13 protein-coding genes and 1 tRNA gene are annotated in these 16,006 nt (G+C 60.3%); 5 read left to right on the top strand and 9 right to left on the bottom strand.

Annotated elements, in window-relative coordinates:
• Positions 1–84: 84 nt before the first annotated feature.
• The gene (locus tag G4G27_RS09375; RefSeq protein ID WP_345940680.1) at positions 85–2,490 is read right to left on the bottom strand and encodes an exo 1,3/1,4-beta-D-glucan glucohydrolase; all 2,406 of its coding nucleotides are present in this window, start codon (positions 2,488–2,490) and stop codon (positions 85–87) included.
• Between the two features lie 391 nt (positions 2,491–2,881).
• Between G4G27_RS09375 and G4G27_RS09370 the strand changes: the two genes are divergently transcribed.
• Positions 2,882–5,890, top strand: a complete 3,009-nt coding sequence (locus G4G27_RS09370; protein ID WP_183113072.1) for a TonB-dependent receptor — start codon at positions 2,882–2,884, stop codon at positions 5,888–5,890.
• A 210-nt stretch (positions 5,891–6,100) separates the two neighbouring features.
• On the opposite strand, the gene G4G27_RS09365 is transcribed toward G4G27_RS09370, so the two are convergent.
• The 4 genes from G4G27_RS09365 to G4G27_RS09350 form a co-directional block, all read right to left on the bottom strand.
• A complete protein-coding gene (locus G4G27_RS09365; RefSeq protein ID WP_244624620.1) occupies positions 6,101–7,159 on the bottom strand; it encodes a LacI family DNA-binding transcriptional regulator in 1,059 nt (352 codons plus the stop codon).
• Positions 7,160–7,272: 113 nt separating this feature from the next.
• A tRNA-Arg gene (locus G4G27_RS09360) sits at positions 7,273–7,349 on the bottom strand.
• Between the two features lie 178 nt (positions 7,350–7,527).
• A complete protein-coding gene (locus G4G27_RS09355; protein ID WP_183113071.1) occupies positions 7,528–7,791 on the bottom strand; it encodes an SWIB/MDM2 domain-containing protein in 264 nt (87 codons plus the stop codon).
• Between the two features lie 96 nt (positions 7,792–7,887).
• Positions 7,888–8,034, bottom strand: coding sequence for a DUF2945 domain-containing protein (locus G4G27_RS09350; protein WP_244624619.1), 147 nt, complete (start codon positions 8,032–8,034; stop codon positions 7,888–7,890).
• Positions 8,035–8,178: 144 nt separating this feature from the next.
• Between G4G27_RS09350 and G4G27_RS09345 the strand changes: the two genes are divergently transcribed.
• The gene (locus G4G27_RS09345; protein WP_183113070.1) at positions 8,179–9,285 is read left to right on the top strand and encodes an S-(hydroxymethyl)glutathione dehydrogenase/class III alcohol dehydrogenase; all 1,107 of its coding nucleotides are present in this window, start codon (positions 8,179–8,181) and stop codon (positions 9,283–9,285) included.
• A 108-nt stretch (positions 9,286–9,393) separates the two neighbouring features.
• Here the strand turns inward: G4G27_RS09345 and G4G27_RS09340 are convergent, their stop codons facing one another.
• Complete coding sequence (locus tag G4G27_RS09340; protein ID WP_183113069.1) at positions 9,394–11,931, bottom strand: TonB-dependent receptor; 2,538 nt, start codon at positions 11,929–11,931, stop codon at positions 9,394–9,396.
• A 231-nt stretch (positions 11,932–12,162) separates the two neighbouring features.
• On the opposite strand from G4G27_RS09340, the gene folE reads away from it, so the two are divergent.
• Genes folE through G4G27_RS09325 form a run of 3 tightly spaced genes read left to right on the top strand, consistent with a single transcriptional unit; the run spans position 12,163 to position 13,912 of the window.
• Complete coding sequence (gene folE, locus G4G27_RS09335) at positions 12,163–12,783, top strand: GTP cyclohydrolase I FolE (RefSeq protein ID WP_183113068.1); 621 nt, start codon at positions 12,163–12,165, stop codon at positions 12,781–12,783.
• Positions 12,784–12,810: 27 nt separating this feature from the next.
• Positions 12,811–13,554 carry an SDR family oxidoreductase gene (locus G4G27_RS09330; RefSeq protein ID WP_183113067.1) on the top strand — a complete coding sequence of 248 codons (744 nt, stop codon included), beginning with the start codon at positions 12,811–12,813 and terminating at the stop codon, positions 13,552–13,554.
• On the top strand, positions 13,547–13,912 hold the full coding sequence (locus tag G4G27_RS09325) for a dihydroneopterin aldolase (RefSeq protein WP_183113066.1): 366 nt from the start codon (positions 13,547–13,549) through the stop codon (positions 13,910–13,912). The genes G4G27_RS09330 and G4G27_RS09325 overlap by 8 nt, the downstream gene beginning before the upstream one ends.
• A gap of 36 nt (positions 13,913–13,948) precedes the next feature.
• Here the strand turns inward: G4G27_RS09325 and G4G27_RS09320 are convergent, their stop codons facing one another.
• The 3 genes from G4G27_RS09320 to G4G27_RS09310 form a co-directional block, all read right to left on the bottom strand.
• On the bottom strand, positions 13,949–14,518 hold the full coding sequence (locus tag G4G27_RS09320) for a hypothetical protein (protein WP_183113065.1): 570 nt from the start codon (positions 14,516–14,518) through the stop codon (positions 13,949–13,951).
• Between the two features lie 137 nt (positions 14,519–14,655).
• Positions 14,656–15,303, bottom strand: a complete 648-nt coding sequence (locus tag G4G27_RS09315) for an OmpA family protein (RefSeq protein WP_183113710.1) — start codon at positions 15,301–15,303, stop codon at positions 14,656–14,658.
• Positions 15,304–15,353: 50 nt separating this feature from the next.
• Positions 15,354–16,004: a hypothetical protein gene (locus tag G4G27_RS09310; RefSeq protein ID WP_183113064.1), complete on the bottom strand. Its 651-nt coding sequence runs from the start codon at positions 16,002–16,004 to the stop codon at positions 15,354–15,356.
• Positions 16,005–16,006 lie beyond the last annotated feature (2 nt).

Genomic DNA, 16,006 nt, shown 5'->3' with positions numbered 1-16,006 from the left:
GGCGGCGCTTCAAGAGAAGTGAAGCCGTGAACGATCAGGCATTCAAGCCGGCGTTGTAGAAGGCGTCAGCTATGCACATTGCGATCAGCCTTTCGGGCATTTCGCGACGATATCGGCTTCCGCGCCGCTGCCCAGGGCAACGCGTGACAGGCTGAAACCCAGACTTCCGCCGGTCGCCAGGCGAAAGGGGGCGGTGATGCGAGTCATATCCGCCCCGGTTGCGGCGAAACACTTCAGCGGTACCCCCAGCACACGCCACCGGCCGGGCGCCAGCGCTGTGAACTCGGGCAGGTGGAGCGGACGTCCGCACGCCGATCCGTCGCACCGAAGCGACATGGTAATGGCTGCCGAAGGGGGCGTGTCGAGGCGCATGGTGGCAAGCAGCATGACGTCACCATTGGTCTCTCGCGACAGGTCGATGGCGTCTTGCGTGTTGATCTCGAGCGCCGATCCGCCGGGACCGCCAGCGATGGCGAATTTTCGCGCGCCTTCCTGTACGTCATGATCGGTCGCGGTGACGATCGCCCGCCCCGACAGCCCGGTGGCGGGAACTGTCGTCACGCGCAATGAATCGCTGCCGTCGATCTGCGACACGGTTAGCGACCATGACGCCGCCGCCACACCCTTGTCGAAATAAGCGCCGCCGCCGCTGCCGTCGTCGGCGACTTGACTGTCCTCCGACAGCGGTTTCCATGGTTGCGGCCCACCGGCGTAAGTCAGTCCATAGCCAAAGGGAAACAGGACAGGCCCGCCATGCTTTGCCGTCGCCGGCCAGGCCGTTGGCAGGCGCCCCCGGAAGTCGAAGGCCGGTGCACCGTTCTCGCCTGCGAACAACAGGTCGGCAACGCCCGCGCCTTCGGATCCGGGCAACCAGGCGGTAACAAGAGCATCGGCTTCATTTAGTGCTTCATTGATATAGAGCGGCCGTCCGGTGATCATGACCGCGACCACTGGAATTCCCGCCGCTTTGAGTTTGCGCATCGTCGCGAACGGCCGACGCAATTCGGGGCGCAGCTGGAGCGATGGGATGTCTCCCTGGAACTCGGCGTAGGGCGTTTCACCAAAAATCACGATCGCGGCATCGGGACGCTGTTTATAATCGCCTTCAAGGGCCAACTCGGCGCTGCCGCCTGCTGCGGTGACCTGTTGCTCGATGCCACGCCATAGCGATGTTGCGCCCGGAAAATTGCCGTTGTTCAGCCCAGTGCCTTGCCAGCTGAGGGTCCAGCCACCCGACTGGCGGGCAATGTCGTCGGCGCCATCGCCGGCGACGAGGATGTGCGCCTGCGGTTTGAGGGGAAGGACGCCGGTGTTTTTGAGCAGGACGAGCGACTTGCGAACCGCTTCGCGCGCCACCGCTCGATGCTCGGGCGCGCCGAGCAGGTCGTAGCGGCCCGAATAGCCGCGCGCGGATGGCTTGCCCGCCTCGAACAGGCCCAGGCGCTGCTTGACGCGCAAGATGCGCGCGACCGCATCGTCGAGCCGCGCCAAGGGAATCGTGCCGTTCTTGACCTGGGCCAGCGTGCTTGCATAAAGTGCGCGCCAGCTGTCAGGAGCCATGAACATATCGATACCGGCATTGGCTGCGACGGGGCAGCTGGCGTTGCTGCAACCGGCGACCTGCCCATGCGCGTTCCAGTCGGTGACGACAAAGCCACCAAACTTCATCCGGTCTTTCAATATATCGGTGACCAGCCCCTTGTTGCCGGAAATCTTCACGCCCTGCCAGCTCGAGAAACTGGTCATGATAGTAGCGACACCGTTTTCGATCGCCGGAATATAGGGCGCACCATGGACGACGCGCAGGTCGCGCTCGGAAATGGTCGCGTCGCCCTGATCCTTGCCGCCCTCTGTCGCGCCGTCGGCGAGGAAATGCTTGGTGCTTGCAGCGACATGCGGCCCTGCAAGAATTGGCGTGATCGAAGGCGGCCCCTGCAATCCGCGGATCATACGGCCGACATAAGAGGTAACGAGCGCCGGATCAGACGAATAGCCTTCATAGGCGCGCCCCCAGCGATAATCCTGCGGGACGGTGACGGTCGGGGCGAAGGTCCATTCCTGGCCCGTAACGCGAATTTCGATCGCCGTTACCTGGCCGATGCGTTCGATCAGGTCGGGGTCGCGCGCGGCGCCCAGGCCCACATTGTGAGGGAATAGGGTGGCTCCGACGATATTACTATGCCCGTGCACCGCGTCTGTACCCCAGATGATCGGGATCGCCGGCTCGCCCGGCGCGTGGTCCATCGACGCCGCGTAAAAGGCGTCAGCCAAGGCAAGCCAGTCACGCGCGGGAGCGAGGTCATTGCCGCCGGGGCCCGAGTTCCCGCCATTGAGCACCGAACCGAGATGAAATTTGCGCACATCATCGGGTGTCACGCTTGCGATATCAGCCTGAATGGTCTGTCCGACTTTCTGTTCAACCGACATCTGGGCCAGCAGCGCCTGAACATGCGCCTCGTCGCTGGGAGAAATGACCTGCGGAAAGGTCAATTCGGGCCATTCTCCGGGATGGACTATGGCTGACGCCTTCGCAGGGGAGCGATCATGCTGCGATGCCAATGCTGGCAGCGTCAAGGTCACAGCCAGAGCGGAGACGGTGGCGTAACGCAGTGTTCTAACGAGCATAAAGTCACACCCCGAGCTGTCATTGTACGTCATTTGCAAGCGAGTCAGGGCTGACAACCTTGACAGGGTTAAGCTGAAAATGACCCGTATTGGCAGTAATATGAAACATTATTTGACAACGTTGACAAGCTTATGCAACAAAAAGTGCGTGGGGTTTGATGGGCCGCGAGTCTGCTTGTCGGATTTCGCCGGGCCGCGTCGTCCCGCGCCACAGACGTTCATATCCGCACGCCAAGATGCGGTTGGGAGGATAGAAATGATCAGCAAGACTTTGCATCACCGGAGAATGCTGCTGGCGGCGGCTTCAGTTCTGGTCCTGGGATTGGTGGGTTCACCTGCATTCGCGCAGTCCGAACAGGCGGTTGAAGAGGGCGCAGGTCAGACTGTTGAAGAGGGTGCCGGCGACGACATCGTCGTAACCGGTTTTCGCGCATCGCTGCAGAACGCATTGAACGCCAAGCGCGATTCCAACCTGATCATCGAGTCGGTAACGGCCGAAGATATCGGGAAATTCCCCGACCAGAATGTCGCCGAATCGCTGCAGCGTCTTCCCGGAATTCAGATCGATCGCGAAAATGGACAGGGATCAAAGGTCCGTATTCGCGGTCTCGAACAGAATGTGACGCTGCTGAACGGCGAACTTTTTGTCAGCGGACTCGAAGTCTACAAGGTCGGCGAGGGTAATTATAACCGCAACGACAGCCTTGAGGGCATTCCGTCGGAACTGATCGGAGGTATCGAGGTCTTCAAATCGCCCAACGCCTCGCTCCTCGAAGGTGGCCTGGGCGGCATCGTCAATCTGAAGACCCGCAACCCGCTCGATCTCAAAGAAGGCCTCACGGTAGGCGGCAATTTGAAGATGAGCCAGGGCAGCGAAATCGACGGATGGAAGCCTGCCGGCGCAGCCGTGCTGGGGTATAATTTCAACGATCGTTTCGGGATCATCGCGTCGTTCAGCTATGAAAAGACCAACAATCACGTCAACGTCCTGGGCGGCGACAATCGCGGCAACTGGGCATTTGCTGGTGGACGCCGCGACACGGCGACCGTCCCGACCAATTATTATGCGCCCGAGTATCGCTATATTACCGACCGCGATCAGTATCGCCGGCGCTGGGGCGCGTCATTGGGAGTCAATTTCAGACCCACCGACGAACTTGAAGTCAGCGCGCAATATTTTCGGTCGGATCTGAAAATCGATACGCGCGAAGCGTCGGTCAAATTCCCGTTCGGCCAGGGTGAATCACAGGGGCTGATCGGCAATTATAATATCAACAACAACGGCGTCCTGCTCGAAGGGACTGTCCGCGCGCAATCAGCCGAAGCCATCTCGTTCGTCGATGTCTCGAATATCAAATCGGACAACCTCCAGTTTAAAGTCGACTGGGACAATGACACCAATTTCCGCGCATCGATCATGGCCGATTATTCAGCGTCCAAGATGAACCGCGAAGTGGCGAATAACGACGTGCGCTACACCGCTTATGGCGTTCGCGGCCCGGGCACTTCGGGACCGCAGCCGGGGTTCATACCAAACGCCGCAGCGCCGGCGACGTTTGATTTCACCTATCGCAACGGCGATTTTCCGAGCTTCGGCATCGGTGCGGGCAGCCCGCAGGACCTGTTCAATAATCCGGCCTATGGCTTCTTCAAATCGCATTGGGCCTTTGGCGACCGGTCCGATATCAAGGGGCATTCGATCCGTGCAGACTTCGCCTATGACGTTGATAACGGCAATACGAATACCATCACGTTGAGCGCAGGCTTCCGATACGGGCAACGCACGGTCGATTTCACTTCGGGCCGCTATCTCGCCGACTATAGCGGCAGGGGCGAACTCGATGCGACCGCGATCCCCGCTGCCAACCGGGTTGCGGGTTTCTCGTATAACTGGACGCCCTATGGCTATTTTCAGGATGGGGCGATCGGTTTTAAAATCTGCGATCTGCCTGAAGTAAACAGACCCGCCGCCTTTGCGGGATGCACTCGCTTCGGCAATTCGCCGGCATTGATTACGCCCTACGCGACCCTGATCAGCAATCCCGGGCGGGTCGAGGCGATCACTCATTTTGGAGGCGGCGGCCATGTCCCGGGCGATACGGTCCTAGTGGCCAACCGGTCCCAGATGACCAATGCCCTGCAATGGATTCAGTCGCTCTATCCCGACACTCCGTTCACCTTCTTTAACGATCCGTTGCAGACCTATCGGGTCAAGGAGGAGACGAAGTCGGGCTATATCATGGCCGACATGGGCGGGACCGACGATCCCTATCATGTCAATGTCGGCCTCCGTCTCGTAAACACCAATTTGACCATCGACCAGAACCAGCCCGCCAACGCCGATCCCAGCTATTGGGGAACGGACAGCTGGAATGGCGTGCTGCGCGATTTCACGACCGCCACGGTGGTTCGGCGCTACACGGATTTCCTGCCCAGCGTGAACGCGGTGTTCGATGTGCGCGATGGCGACAAGATCCGCTTTTCGGCGGCACGCGTCGTTGCCCGCCAACCGCTCGTATCGCTCGGGCAGGGTTTCGCTACCCAATTTACGCGCGACCCGATCGATAATCTGTTCAAATTCACCAACGGCAGCCGCGGAAACGCCGATCTCGATCCATTCCGCGCTTATCAGTTCGACCTCGGCTTCGAACATTATTTCGGAAGCCAGGGTCTATTGTCCGCGGGCCTGTTCTGGAAGGAAGTCGACAGCTTCATCGTCAACGAAACGGTCGCTGTGTTCGTGAACGACCAGGCCGGCGGCAGGCTGGGGCCGGTTTCGCAGCCCGCGAACGGATCGGGCGGTCGGGTCAAAGGCTTCGAGATCGCGGCGCAATATGGCTTTGATTTCGGCTTTGGCTTTACCGCGAACTATACCTTCTCGGACACCAGCACCAATTTTAGCACCGACTTCGATGACAAATTGCCTTTGCCGGGCGTGTCGAAGCATTCGGCTAACGGCCAGCTCTATTTCGAGAAATATGGTTTCGCCGCGCGCGCCTCGTACAGCTGGCGTTCCAAGCAATATCTGGGGAATTTCGGATTTGCCGACGGAGCAGTAACGCGGAATCTCGGCATTTTTCAGAAATCCTATGGTCAGCTGGACGGGCAGATCAGCTATAAACTGACCAAGAATTTCGAGATATTTGCTGAGGCGATCAACATCGCCAAAGCCGACACTCGCGTTTATCTGCAATTTCCCGAACTGCCCTTCCGCTACGAGTCCGGCTCAAGGCGGGTTTATGGCGGCGTGAAATTCAACTTCTGATCTGATGTTTTTGGATTAGGCGGCGGCCCTTCATTGAAGGGTCGCCGCTGTCTTGTGCCGTGCTCAAATCCGTGACGATATTCGTGTCCGACAATGGGCAAGTTGGCTTCGGATAATTCGAATGAAGTGAGCATCGACCGATGCCCAAATCGAAGCGGTGCCGCTTCGAAACTCCCGAACTGTTCTCGCGCTAGATTACCGATCTGACGCTTAGGCCGGTGGCGGCGCAGCCGTCAGTCGCTCGATGAGTTGGTGCGCATGAATGACCATTGGGCCCGGGTCTTCGCCTGCCAGGTCGCGCAACAGCATGTCAGCGGCCGTCTTGGCCATTTCCACGATCGGTTGCCGGACCGTCGTCAGGCGCGGCCATATCATGCGAGCGATTTCGGAATCGTCGAAGCCGACGACAGTCAGATCGGCCGGAACATCAAATCCAAGCTCGCGCGCTGCCGACATGGCGCCGACCGCCATGTCGTCATTCTGCGCTAAGATGCCGGTCGGGCGCAGCTTGCGTGACAGGAGACGCTTGGTTGCCTCATATCCCGATTCAAAGCTGAAATCGCCGGTTTCGACCAGCTCCGGAAGCCGTGGTACGCCATTGGCGTCGAATGCCTGATGATAACCGATCAGGCGCTGAGCGCTCGCGGCATGGGTGGGATCGCCGACGATAATAGCGATTGTCCGGTGGCCGAGGCCGATGACATATTCGGCCATCTCGCGAGCCGCCGCGACATCGTCCATCGCCGTCGACAACCCGATTTCAAGCTGCGACTGCGGAGCAATTCGCGCGAATGGAATACCCGCGTTGGAAAGGCCTTCGATAATATCAGGGTGGTCCGACGCCGGCGGCGCGAGGATGACACCGTCAAGCGCCGCTGATCGTACCAGGCTAACCACTTCGCGCGGGCGATCCATGACGGATTCAACCGGGAGAACGATCAGACGGTAACGTTCGCCATGCAATCGTTCGAGCGCGCCCCGCTGTAGTTCCACCACATAGCTCGGACTCGGTTTTTCATAGATCAAACCAATAAGGTATGATTGGCGCCGAACCAGGCCTTGAGCGAGAACATTGGGGTGATAATTGAGCTCCTTGGCTGCATGGAGCACCTTTTTACGCAGCGCCGGCGAAATGTGCGGCTCATCATTGAAGACGCGCGATACGCTTTTGGGCGACACATGCGCCAGCTTGGCGACGTCGATAATCGTTGAACGTTTCTCGCCACGCGCCATGTTCAGGTCGGTGGCGAAATTGTCCTTCGTTGTCAATTGTGCGGCGGATATATTGTTCGCTGCCCATAGGAGGCCAGTTTTTTAGTCCGGAGAGGTTGCCGCCTCGCGGCTCTGGGTCTCGGGTTTGGCTGGGTCACGAGGATTCAGGGTGGTGCCCCCGGCGAGATTCGAACACGCGGCCTACGGTTTAGGAAACCGTTGCTCTATCCGGCTGAGCTACGGGGGCACGGTGGCGGTTGGTAAGCGACGGCGCCGGAGCGGTCAATCGTCGCTGAGGCAATTTGGTCGATGTCACGGATGGACGCACTACCGGCGCCGGACATGGATCGGGCCCGGGCAGCGCAAACTGTCCGGGCCCGATCTTGTTCGATTACCGCCGATGCGTGAGCATCCGCGGCGGTCGATCACGCCTTGACGTGCTGCGCGATGTACTTGTTCATTTCGAACATCGTGCACTTGTCGCGACCAAAAACCTTCTTCAGCTTTTCGTCGGCCAGAATCTCGCGCTTGTTGGCAGGGTTCTGGAGGTTGTTCGCCTTGATGTATTCCCAGACCTTGCTGATCACCTGGCTGCGGGGCAGCTTGTCGTTGCCGACGATCGCGCCGAGCTCGGGCGAGGGCTGCACCGGTGCATGGATGCCGCCGGTCTTGGTGGGGGTCGTCGCCATATAAAGTCCTTCCTGATGTGCCGTTCAAGCCGACATCGATTCACGCCTTCTTCAGCGCGCCCTCCTTGTGCGCCGCCTTTCCGCCGTTGTCACTCTCTACGATGTATTGTGGATCATCCTTCGTCGCACGAACCTGATGACCTTGATCCTGGTGTCGCTGGTCTGTTTCTTGACCACCGTGCCATGGGCGGTGCCGGCATGCGATTTCCAGCTGACCTTGTCGCCCGTTTTCACGCTCGCCATGTGCCGTCTCTCGATTGAACCAGGACAAGCGCGGAGCGGCAGTTTTGGTTGCATTTCCGCCACTTTCGGGCCCGCCATCGCCACACGCTTGCATCGTCGCGGTCATCGCGGCATCTGGTCCCGGCATGCCTGAAAGGATGATCGATGAAGACCCGCGCCGCTGTTGCATTCGAGGCCAAGAGGCCGCTGGAGATCGTCGAACTCGACCTAGAAGGACCCAAAGCGGGTGAAGTTCTGGTCGAGATCATGGCGACCGGAATCTGCCATACCGATGCCTACACGCTCGACGGACTCGATTCGGAAGGGCTGTTTCCCAGTGTGTTGGGGCACGAAGGCGCCGGAGTCGTGCGCGAGGTCGGCGCGGGCGTGACTAGCGTGAAGCCGGGCGATCACGTCATCCCGCTCTACACGCCTGAATGCCGCCAGTGTAAGTCGTGCCTCAGCGGAAAGACCAATTTGTGCACCGCGATCCGTGCCACGCAAGGGAAAGGGTTGATGCCCGACGGCACCAGCCGCTTCAGCTATAAGGGCGAGACGATCTTCCACTATATGGGCTGTTCGACCTTTTCGAACTTCACCGTGCTGCCCGAGATCGCGGTGGCGAAGATCCGTGAGGACGCGCCGTTCCAGACCAGCTGTTATATCGGCTGCGGCGTGACCACCGGCGTCGGCGCGGTGGTCAACACCGCTAAGGTCCAGGTCGGCGACAATGTCATCGTGTTCGGCCTCGGCGGGATCGGCCTCAACGTGCTCCAGGGCGCGCGGATGGCGGGGGCAGGGATGATCATCGGTGTCGATATCAACCCGGATCGCGAGGAATGGGGCCGCAAGTTCGGCATGACCCATTTCGTCAATCCGAAGGACGTGAGTGACATCGTCGCGCATCTCGTCGCGCTGACCGATGGCGGGGCGGACTATACGTTCGACTGCACCGGCAACACGACGGTGATGCGCCAGGCGCTGGAGGCATGCCATCGCGGCTGGGGCACCAGCATCATCATCGGCGTGGCCGAAGCGGGCAAGGAGATCGCCACGCGGCCGTTCCAGCTGGTCACCGGACGCAACTGGCGCGGTACCGCGTTCGGCGGCGCCAAGGGGCGCACCGACGTGCCCAAGATCGTCGACTGGTACATGAACGGCAAGATCGAGATCGACCCGATGATCACCCATGTGCTGAGCCTCGAGGAAATCAACAAGGGCTTCGACCTGATGCATGCGGGGGAGAGTATCCGCAGCGTGGTGGTTTATTGAATCGACGATGACCGAAGGCTGTGAAGCCCACTGAACAAAAAACCCCCGGCGTGCGCACGCCGGGGGTTTTGTTTGGTGAGGGGCGGGCAAGCCCGCTTTTCCGCCGGATCAGAACGACTTACGGAACGTCATGCCGTAAGTGCGTGGCTGGTTGGGATAGCCGCTATAGCTACCATCCTGCGCCACTGTCGGGAAGGTCGCGATCAGTGAGTTGTTGTTGGTCAGGTTACGCGCCCAGCCCATCACTTCCAGCTTGGCGTTGACGAACGTGACGCCGATGCTGGCGTTGACGTTGTTGGTTCCCCAGGTTCCGATTTCTGGCGGGGTCGTCTCGGTCAGCTGAGTCTTGCTGGTATAGTCATACTCCCCGCGGATATAGGCGTTGATGCCATCGGCGAGGTCGTGAGACAGCGTTGCCGATGTCGAAAAGCTCCACTTTGGAATACCGGCGGGCGCGTCGCCTGTCAGGTCGCGGAGGGAAGGGCGTGTGCCTGTCAGTGGGTTGAGCGGGCATCTGGCCGTATCGTAATTCACGCAGGCTGCGCCGGTGAAGGAGTCATATTTCGGATCGAGGTAGGTTACTGCGCCGGTCAACGACAGGAAGGGTGCGGGGTTATACGCCGCATCGACTTCGAACCCGCGCACCGATTCCTTGCCCGCGTTGACCAAGCTGTAGCCAAGGCCAGTAAAGGCATTGGACTGGAACCCCTTGATCTCCTGCTTGAACACCGCGAGGTTAAAGTAACCGCCGCGGAACTTGGCCTTCAGGCCAGCTTCGTAGACCGTCACTTCCTCCGGATCGGCGGTACGCCCAATACCAATGTTGTTTGGCGGGCGGCTGTCCGAAGACAGGTTATATGCGCCGGCCTTCCAGCCAGTCGAGTAGCTGACATAGGCATTTACCACGCCAAAATCATACGCAAGACGACCGGCATAGGTGAATTTATCACCCGTCAAAATACCGTCCTCGTTGGCATTGGGATAGTTGACCGGCCCGTGGTTGGGCGAATTGGTCCCATAGAAGAATTGCAGCGCGCCAAGCGCTCCGTACAGGTTGCCCGGCAAGCCGATAGGCGGGAACTGCGGTATGGCCAGCAAGTTGAGCGACGAGAACGGATCCTGGAGCGTGACGAAGGACTGTGCCTTTTTGCGATCATTGAGATAGGCGAGACCGCCGGTGACGGTCAGCCTATCAGTGATTTCGAAATCAACCTGGCCGAAGAGCGAATAGGAGCGCTGCTTAAGTTTGTAGCGATCCGAAATTCCCTGTCCGGGCTGAAAATAGGTCCGTCCTGGAACAATCGACGGTGTGACCAGGCTTTGCAGGAATTCGAGTGCAAAAATGTTCGAACGGCCAGCTATAGCGTTCCGAAGTGGCGGCGGGAGCGCGCCGAGCAAGGCCGCCGGCACCTGACCGGACAGGCCGTCGGCGTAGGCGCGGATGTCGTTACCGTAGCGAATGTCGCGGCCGGTATCGACTTTCTCATCCTGATAGAAGCCACCGATGAGCCAGCTGAGCGGGCCATCGCCATTGGACGCCAGGCGCAGTTCCTGTGTGAAGGTCTGGATGTGATTGGCCGTAGTATTGTTGGAAATATCGGCGCCGGTAAAATCGATGTCCTGCTGCGATTGGTTGACCTGATCGCGATAGGCGGTGATCGAAGTCAGCTTGGCGAAGCCCACATTCCAGTCGATCTGCCCGCTGACGCCCTTGCCGACCAGCCGGTTCTTTGGGTCGGTATTGAAAATGACATTACGGTCGAACACCCGCGTCGTATCCGAAATCGGCGCGCCGAGACCGAACGGTCGGGGCGCACCGATGAATTGGGTCGCCGGGCCGTTCAGGATCGAGGAGACGCCGCAGCAGCGTTCTTTGATGAGATTGTAGTCGCCGATGATGCGGACCGAGAAATCGGACGATGGTTCAAACAGAATGTCGCCGCGCACCGACCAGCGATTGCGATTGTTGACATCACTGCCCGTGGTCAGGTTTTTGAAATAACCCTCGCGCTCATTCACGCTGCCCGACAGACGAAACGCGATGGTATCGGTCAACGGACCGGTAACCGTGGCCCTGGTCTGCATCAGGCTGTAGTTGCCGACGCTGATTTCGGCCTTGCCACCCCAGTCGAACGAGGGGCGCTTGGTAACGATGCTGATCGCGCCGGCCGACACGTTCTTGCCGAACAAGGTCGATTGCGGGCCACGTAGCACTTCGACCCGCTCGATTTCGGGAAGATCGTCGAGTGCCGCGGCGGTGCGCGTGCGGTAGACTCCGTCGATAAACACGCCGACAGAAGCCTCGATACCATCATTGCCGTTGCCGTTGCCGAAGCCGCGGATAATGAAGTTGGTCTGACCGACCGCGTTGAACTGCGCGACCTTAAGCGAGGGAACGACCGATTGAAGGTCGATCAGATCGCGGATCTGGGCACGCTCGACTGTTTCTGCACCAGTGACGGAAACCGAGATCGGCACATCTTGCAGCGTTTGTTCACGCTTGGTCGCGGTGACGATAATGTCGTCGCTCGTATCGCTCGCCTGACTGTCCTGCGCGGCCGGCGACGGATCGGCGGTCTGGGCATTCGCCGGGACCGCATAGATCAGGGCAAGCGCTGACGCGGCAAGCAATTCATACTTCTTCATGAAAACATCCCCTCCTGTTTTACGTTGCCAGTCTTTATGCCGGCCGACGTGTTCGTAAATTAGGTATGTGAAGTTAGCGCCCGGCAAAATCTCACGTCAATGAATATCACACGCAAATCTGCGGGGTTGCGGCGTTGTTGCCTAAATGAGACAGTTCCGTAATTGAAGATCATGACGCCGGAATATCGCTTGCCGTAGCGTCGCTTGCGAATCGCCGCAAAGGAACCCTGAATGCCCGACCTGACGAGTAGCCCCGAGGATGGAGATCTTGTCGCTCCAACGCCCAAGATTCCCGTGCCCGACGATGTTGCGGAGGCTGTACGGACCTTGATTCGCTGGGCCGGCGACGACCCCGCACGCGAAGGGCTGATCGACACGCCGGCGCGGGTCGCGCGGGCGTGGAAGGAATATTGCCAGGGCTATACCGACGATCCCGCGCACCATCTGTCGCGCGTGTTCGAGGAAGTCGGCGGCTATGACGAGATCGTGCTGCTGAAAGACATCCCGTTCCAGTCGCATTGCGAGCATCATATGGCGCCGATCATCGGCAAGGCGCACATCGCCTATCTGCCGAGCAATTGGGTGGTCGGCATCTCCAAGCTGGCGCGCGTGCTGCACACCTATGCGCGCCGCTTGCAGGTACAGGAAAGGCTGACCGCGGAGGTCGCCAATTGCATCTGGGACAATCTGAAGCCGGTCGGCGTCGCAGTGGTGATCGAGGCGAACCATGCGTGCATGAGTGCGCGCGGCGTGCGCACGCCGGGGGTGGCGATGGTAACCAGCCGGATGATGGGTGTGTTCCGCGAGGACGAGCGCAGCCGCAAGGAAGTCCTTGCCCTGATGGGCTTCTAGCGCCGCGTGCCGCGTTCGGAGCGAACCGTGTTGGTGACCGGTGGTGCGCGCCGGATCGGTGCGGTCATCGCGCGTCATCTGGCGGGGCAGGGGTGGCGCGTCGCGATCCATCACTGGAAATCGCATGACGAGGCCGATGCGCTCGCCGTCGAACTGCCCGGATCGGTGGTGGTGACCGGCGATCTGGCCATGCCGGCCACCGCGCAAGCGCTGGTCGATGAAGTGCGCGACCTGTTCGGCGCGCCGGTCGCCGGGCTGGTCAACAATGCCTCGATCTTTCAGTTCGATCGGCCACCACTCGCCGACGGTGACGCGATGACCGAGCATATGGCGGTCAACCTGACCGCACCGGTGCTGCTTGCCTCGGCGATAGCGGCGCAGGAGGATCTGGGGGAGGGCGCGGTGGTCAATATCCTCGACCAGAAGGTCGCCAATCTCAACCCCGACTTCTTCTCCTATAGCTGCTCCAAGGTCGCGCTGGCCGGGGCGACCGCGATGCTCGCGCAGGCGCTCGGCCCGCGTATCCGCGTCAATGCGGTATCGCCGGGCCTGTCGCTGCCGAGCCTCGACCAGACCGAGGCCGAGTTCGCCGCGGTGGCGAGCCGCAACCTGTTGCAGCGCCCGGTCGATACCGGCGCAATTGCCCGCGCGGTCGATTTCCTGCTGACTGCCCGCGGCGTCACCGGGCAGAATATCTTCGTCGACAATGGCCAGCATTTCCTGCCCAGCGCTGGAGATGTGATGTTCGAAACGAGAATGGCGCATGGCTAAAGGCACGCGCTTCGCCACGATCCTGGACGGCCTGGAGGTCACCATGGGCCTCGGCATTCACCCGGAGGAACTGGCAGCGCTGCAACGAGTGATCCTGAACGTGCGGCTCGAGGTCGATTATCCCGTGCCGCCCGCCGAGGACCGGATCGAGGCGGTGCTCGACTATGATTTCATCCGCACCGGCATTCGCGAGCTGGTCGCCGGGCGCCATTTCAACCTGCAGGAGACATTATGCGAGGCGGTCGCCGAATTGTGCCTGAGTGATGAGCGCGTGCTCGAAGTGACGGTGCGGTCGTCCAAGCCGGATATCTATCCTGACGCAGCGGTGGGGTGCGAGATCGTCCGCGCCCGAGGCTAAGGCCGTGTGATCAGCACGACATCCGCGAACATCTCGTCAATGACTATCCTGGCGGAAATCGAAGCTGCCGAATGACGTTTGTTTCGCTAAGGTCCACGCGCCGTCGACCTTGCTGAGTTGTTCGAAAGCTTCGGCTTGCGCGCCGTCGAGCCGCTTGGCGAGCCCGGGATAGCGCTGCTGTATCGCCGCCACTCGGGTCCAGTCCGGTACGTCGATCAGGCGATAAGTATAGCTGACGCTGACGCGGTCGGGTGACATCTCGTCGATCGAGCCGGCCTTTGCTGACTCGATCTTTCTGCGGCCGTAACAGATCATCGTGTTTGTCCCGAGCGGGTGACTTTCGCCCGACTTGATCCATTGCCGGCCCAGCGGCGTTACCGTGAAGCTGACATAATGTTCGGGGCTGCCGGTCACCTCATGCGGCCGGGTCTGGTCGGCACTGCGCTGTAGCAACCCGGCGGCGGCAAACGCTTCGAGCTGTTTAACGCGATCAGCGCCCGGCTCGATACGCGTGTCGATCGGCATCGTGAAGAAGGGCGAGCATTCGTGATTGGCGTCGAAATAGCGTTGCAGTACGTCACGCACATCGTTCGGGCTCGGCGCCACTGCGGTAGCCCCGTCCTGCTGCAGAATATCCTCTGATTGGGTCGGACTACCGGAACATGCCGAGACGGTGAGGAGCAGGCCTGCCGACACGGATAAGAGGTGCGGGGAAGGGCGCATTTGATCGCTCCGATATGATGTCAGGGGGTCAGCGGGCGGATCAGTATCTCGACCCGTCGGTTGCGTTGGCGGCCCTGCGGATCGTCCGATCCATCAGGTTGCGCATTGGGCGCGATCGGGCGACGCTTGCCGAACCCGGCAGCGGTTGGTGTTCGGCCTGTTTCACGCTCGATCCAGTCGGCCACTGCGCGTGCGCGCTTGCGCGACAGATTGTCGTTATAGGCATCCTTGCCGACCGCGTCGGTGTGACCATTCACCACCAGTGCCGCGTTGGGATAGCTTGCGATCAATTGTGCAGACTTTGACAGCGGCTCCTGTGAATCGCGCCGCAATTCCGCCTTGTCAAAATCGAACAGCACGTCGGCGGGCAGGTCGACCACGATCGACTGGTCGTCGACCTGCCGTGCCTTGAGTTCCGATAACAGCGCGCCGGTCAACGCCAGGCGCTCGGGTGCGACTTCGGCGGCGCGAAACATCGATCCGGGCATCTGTGCTTCGTTAAAGCTGCTCTTGGGGTCCCCGACTGATAAAGCTTCGTCGCTCGCCGTTGGCGCGAACCGGCTCACCGGAGCGTCCGCTTTCTCGCGGAACAGGCTTGGCTGATCCTTCAGGCTGCGCGGGGTGGGACGATCATCGCACGCGCCGAGCATCGTGACGACAGACAGCATCACGATCAAGGCGCCACTTTTCTCGCGGAAGCGGCACGCTACGCCAGCCTTCACTGCCGCGCACCGTCCAGCGGCAGGGCTATGGTCAGCCCGGGATCGACGATGCTGTTGCCGTCATTATTGTCATTGAAGACGAGCTTGAGTGATTTTGCGTTGGCCGGCACCGCGCCAAGGAAGACGAGTTTGCCGTCCATCGTCTGCCCCTTGGTGATGCGCAAATCCTTATTATCCAGTGGCGCCTTGAGCATCAGCCGGTTGCCCTGATCATCGACCAGATAGGTAGCAGATCCGGCCAGCGTGACATCGCTGCTGGTCGTTCCGCCATAGGACGCGCTGACATCCAGCACCGTCGCGTCGATGCCAAGCTCCATTCCCTTGACCCGCACGGAGACGCCGACTGGCGCCACGCCCTGCACATTGACCGCGACCGTTCGCGTGGCCGCCGGCGCGGCGCCGGATATATTCCCATCTACGCCGGCTCCCGTTGGCGCCGGCGCGGTCCCATTGTCAGACCGGGGCGCGTTTTGCACCGAGCAGGCGGTAAGAGCCAATACCGTTGCCGGAACGGCAAACCATGAAATCCGCTTTGCCAAGATCAAGATAACCTTCCAGATGATCGCATCCGAAGGACAACCCGAGCCTGTGGTCATGGTTCCTGAAGACCGGCCTTTAGCGACCAGAACCATTTCGGGCGCGACCAACT

The sequence above is a fragment of the Sphingomonas sp. So64.6b genome (assembly GCF_014171475.1).
GTDB classification, from domain to species: domain Bacteria; phylum Pseudomonadota; class Alphaproteobacteria; order Sphingomonadales; family Sphingomonadaceae; genus Sphingomonas; species Sphingomonas alpina_A.
Note: the sequence above shows the minus strand (reverse complement) of the source record. Positions and strands in the feature narration are given on the sequence as shown.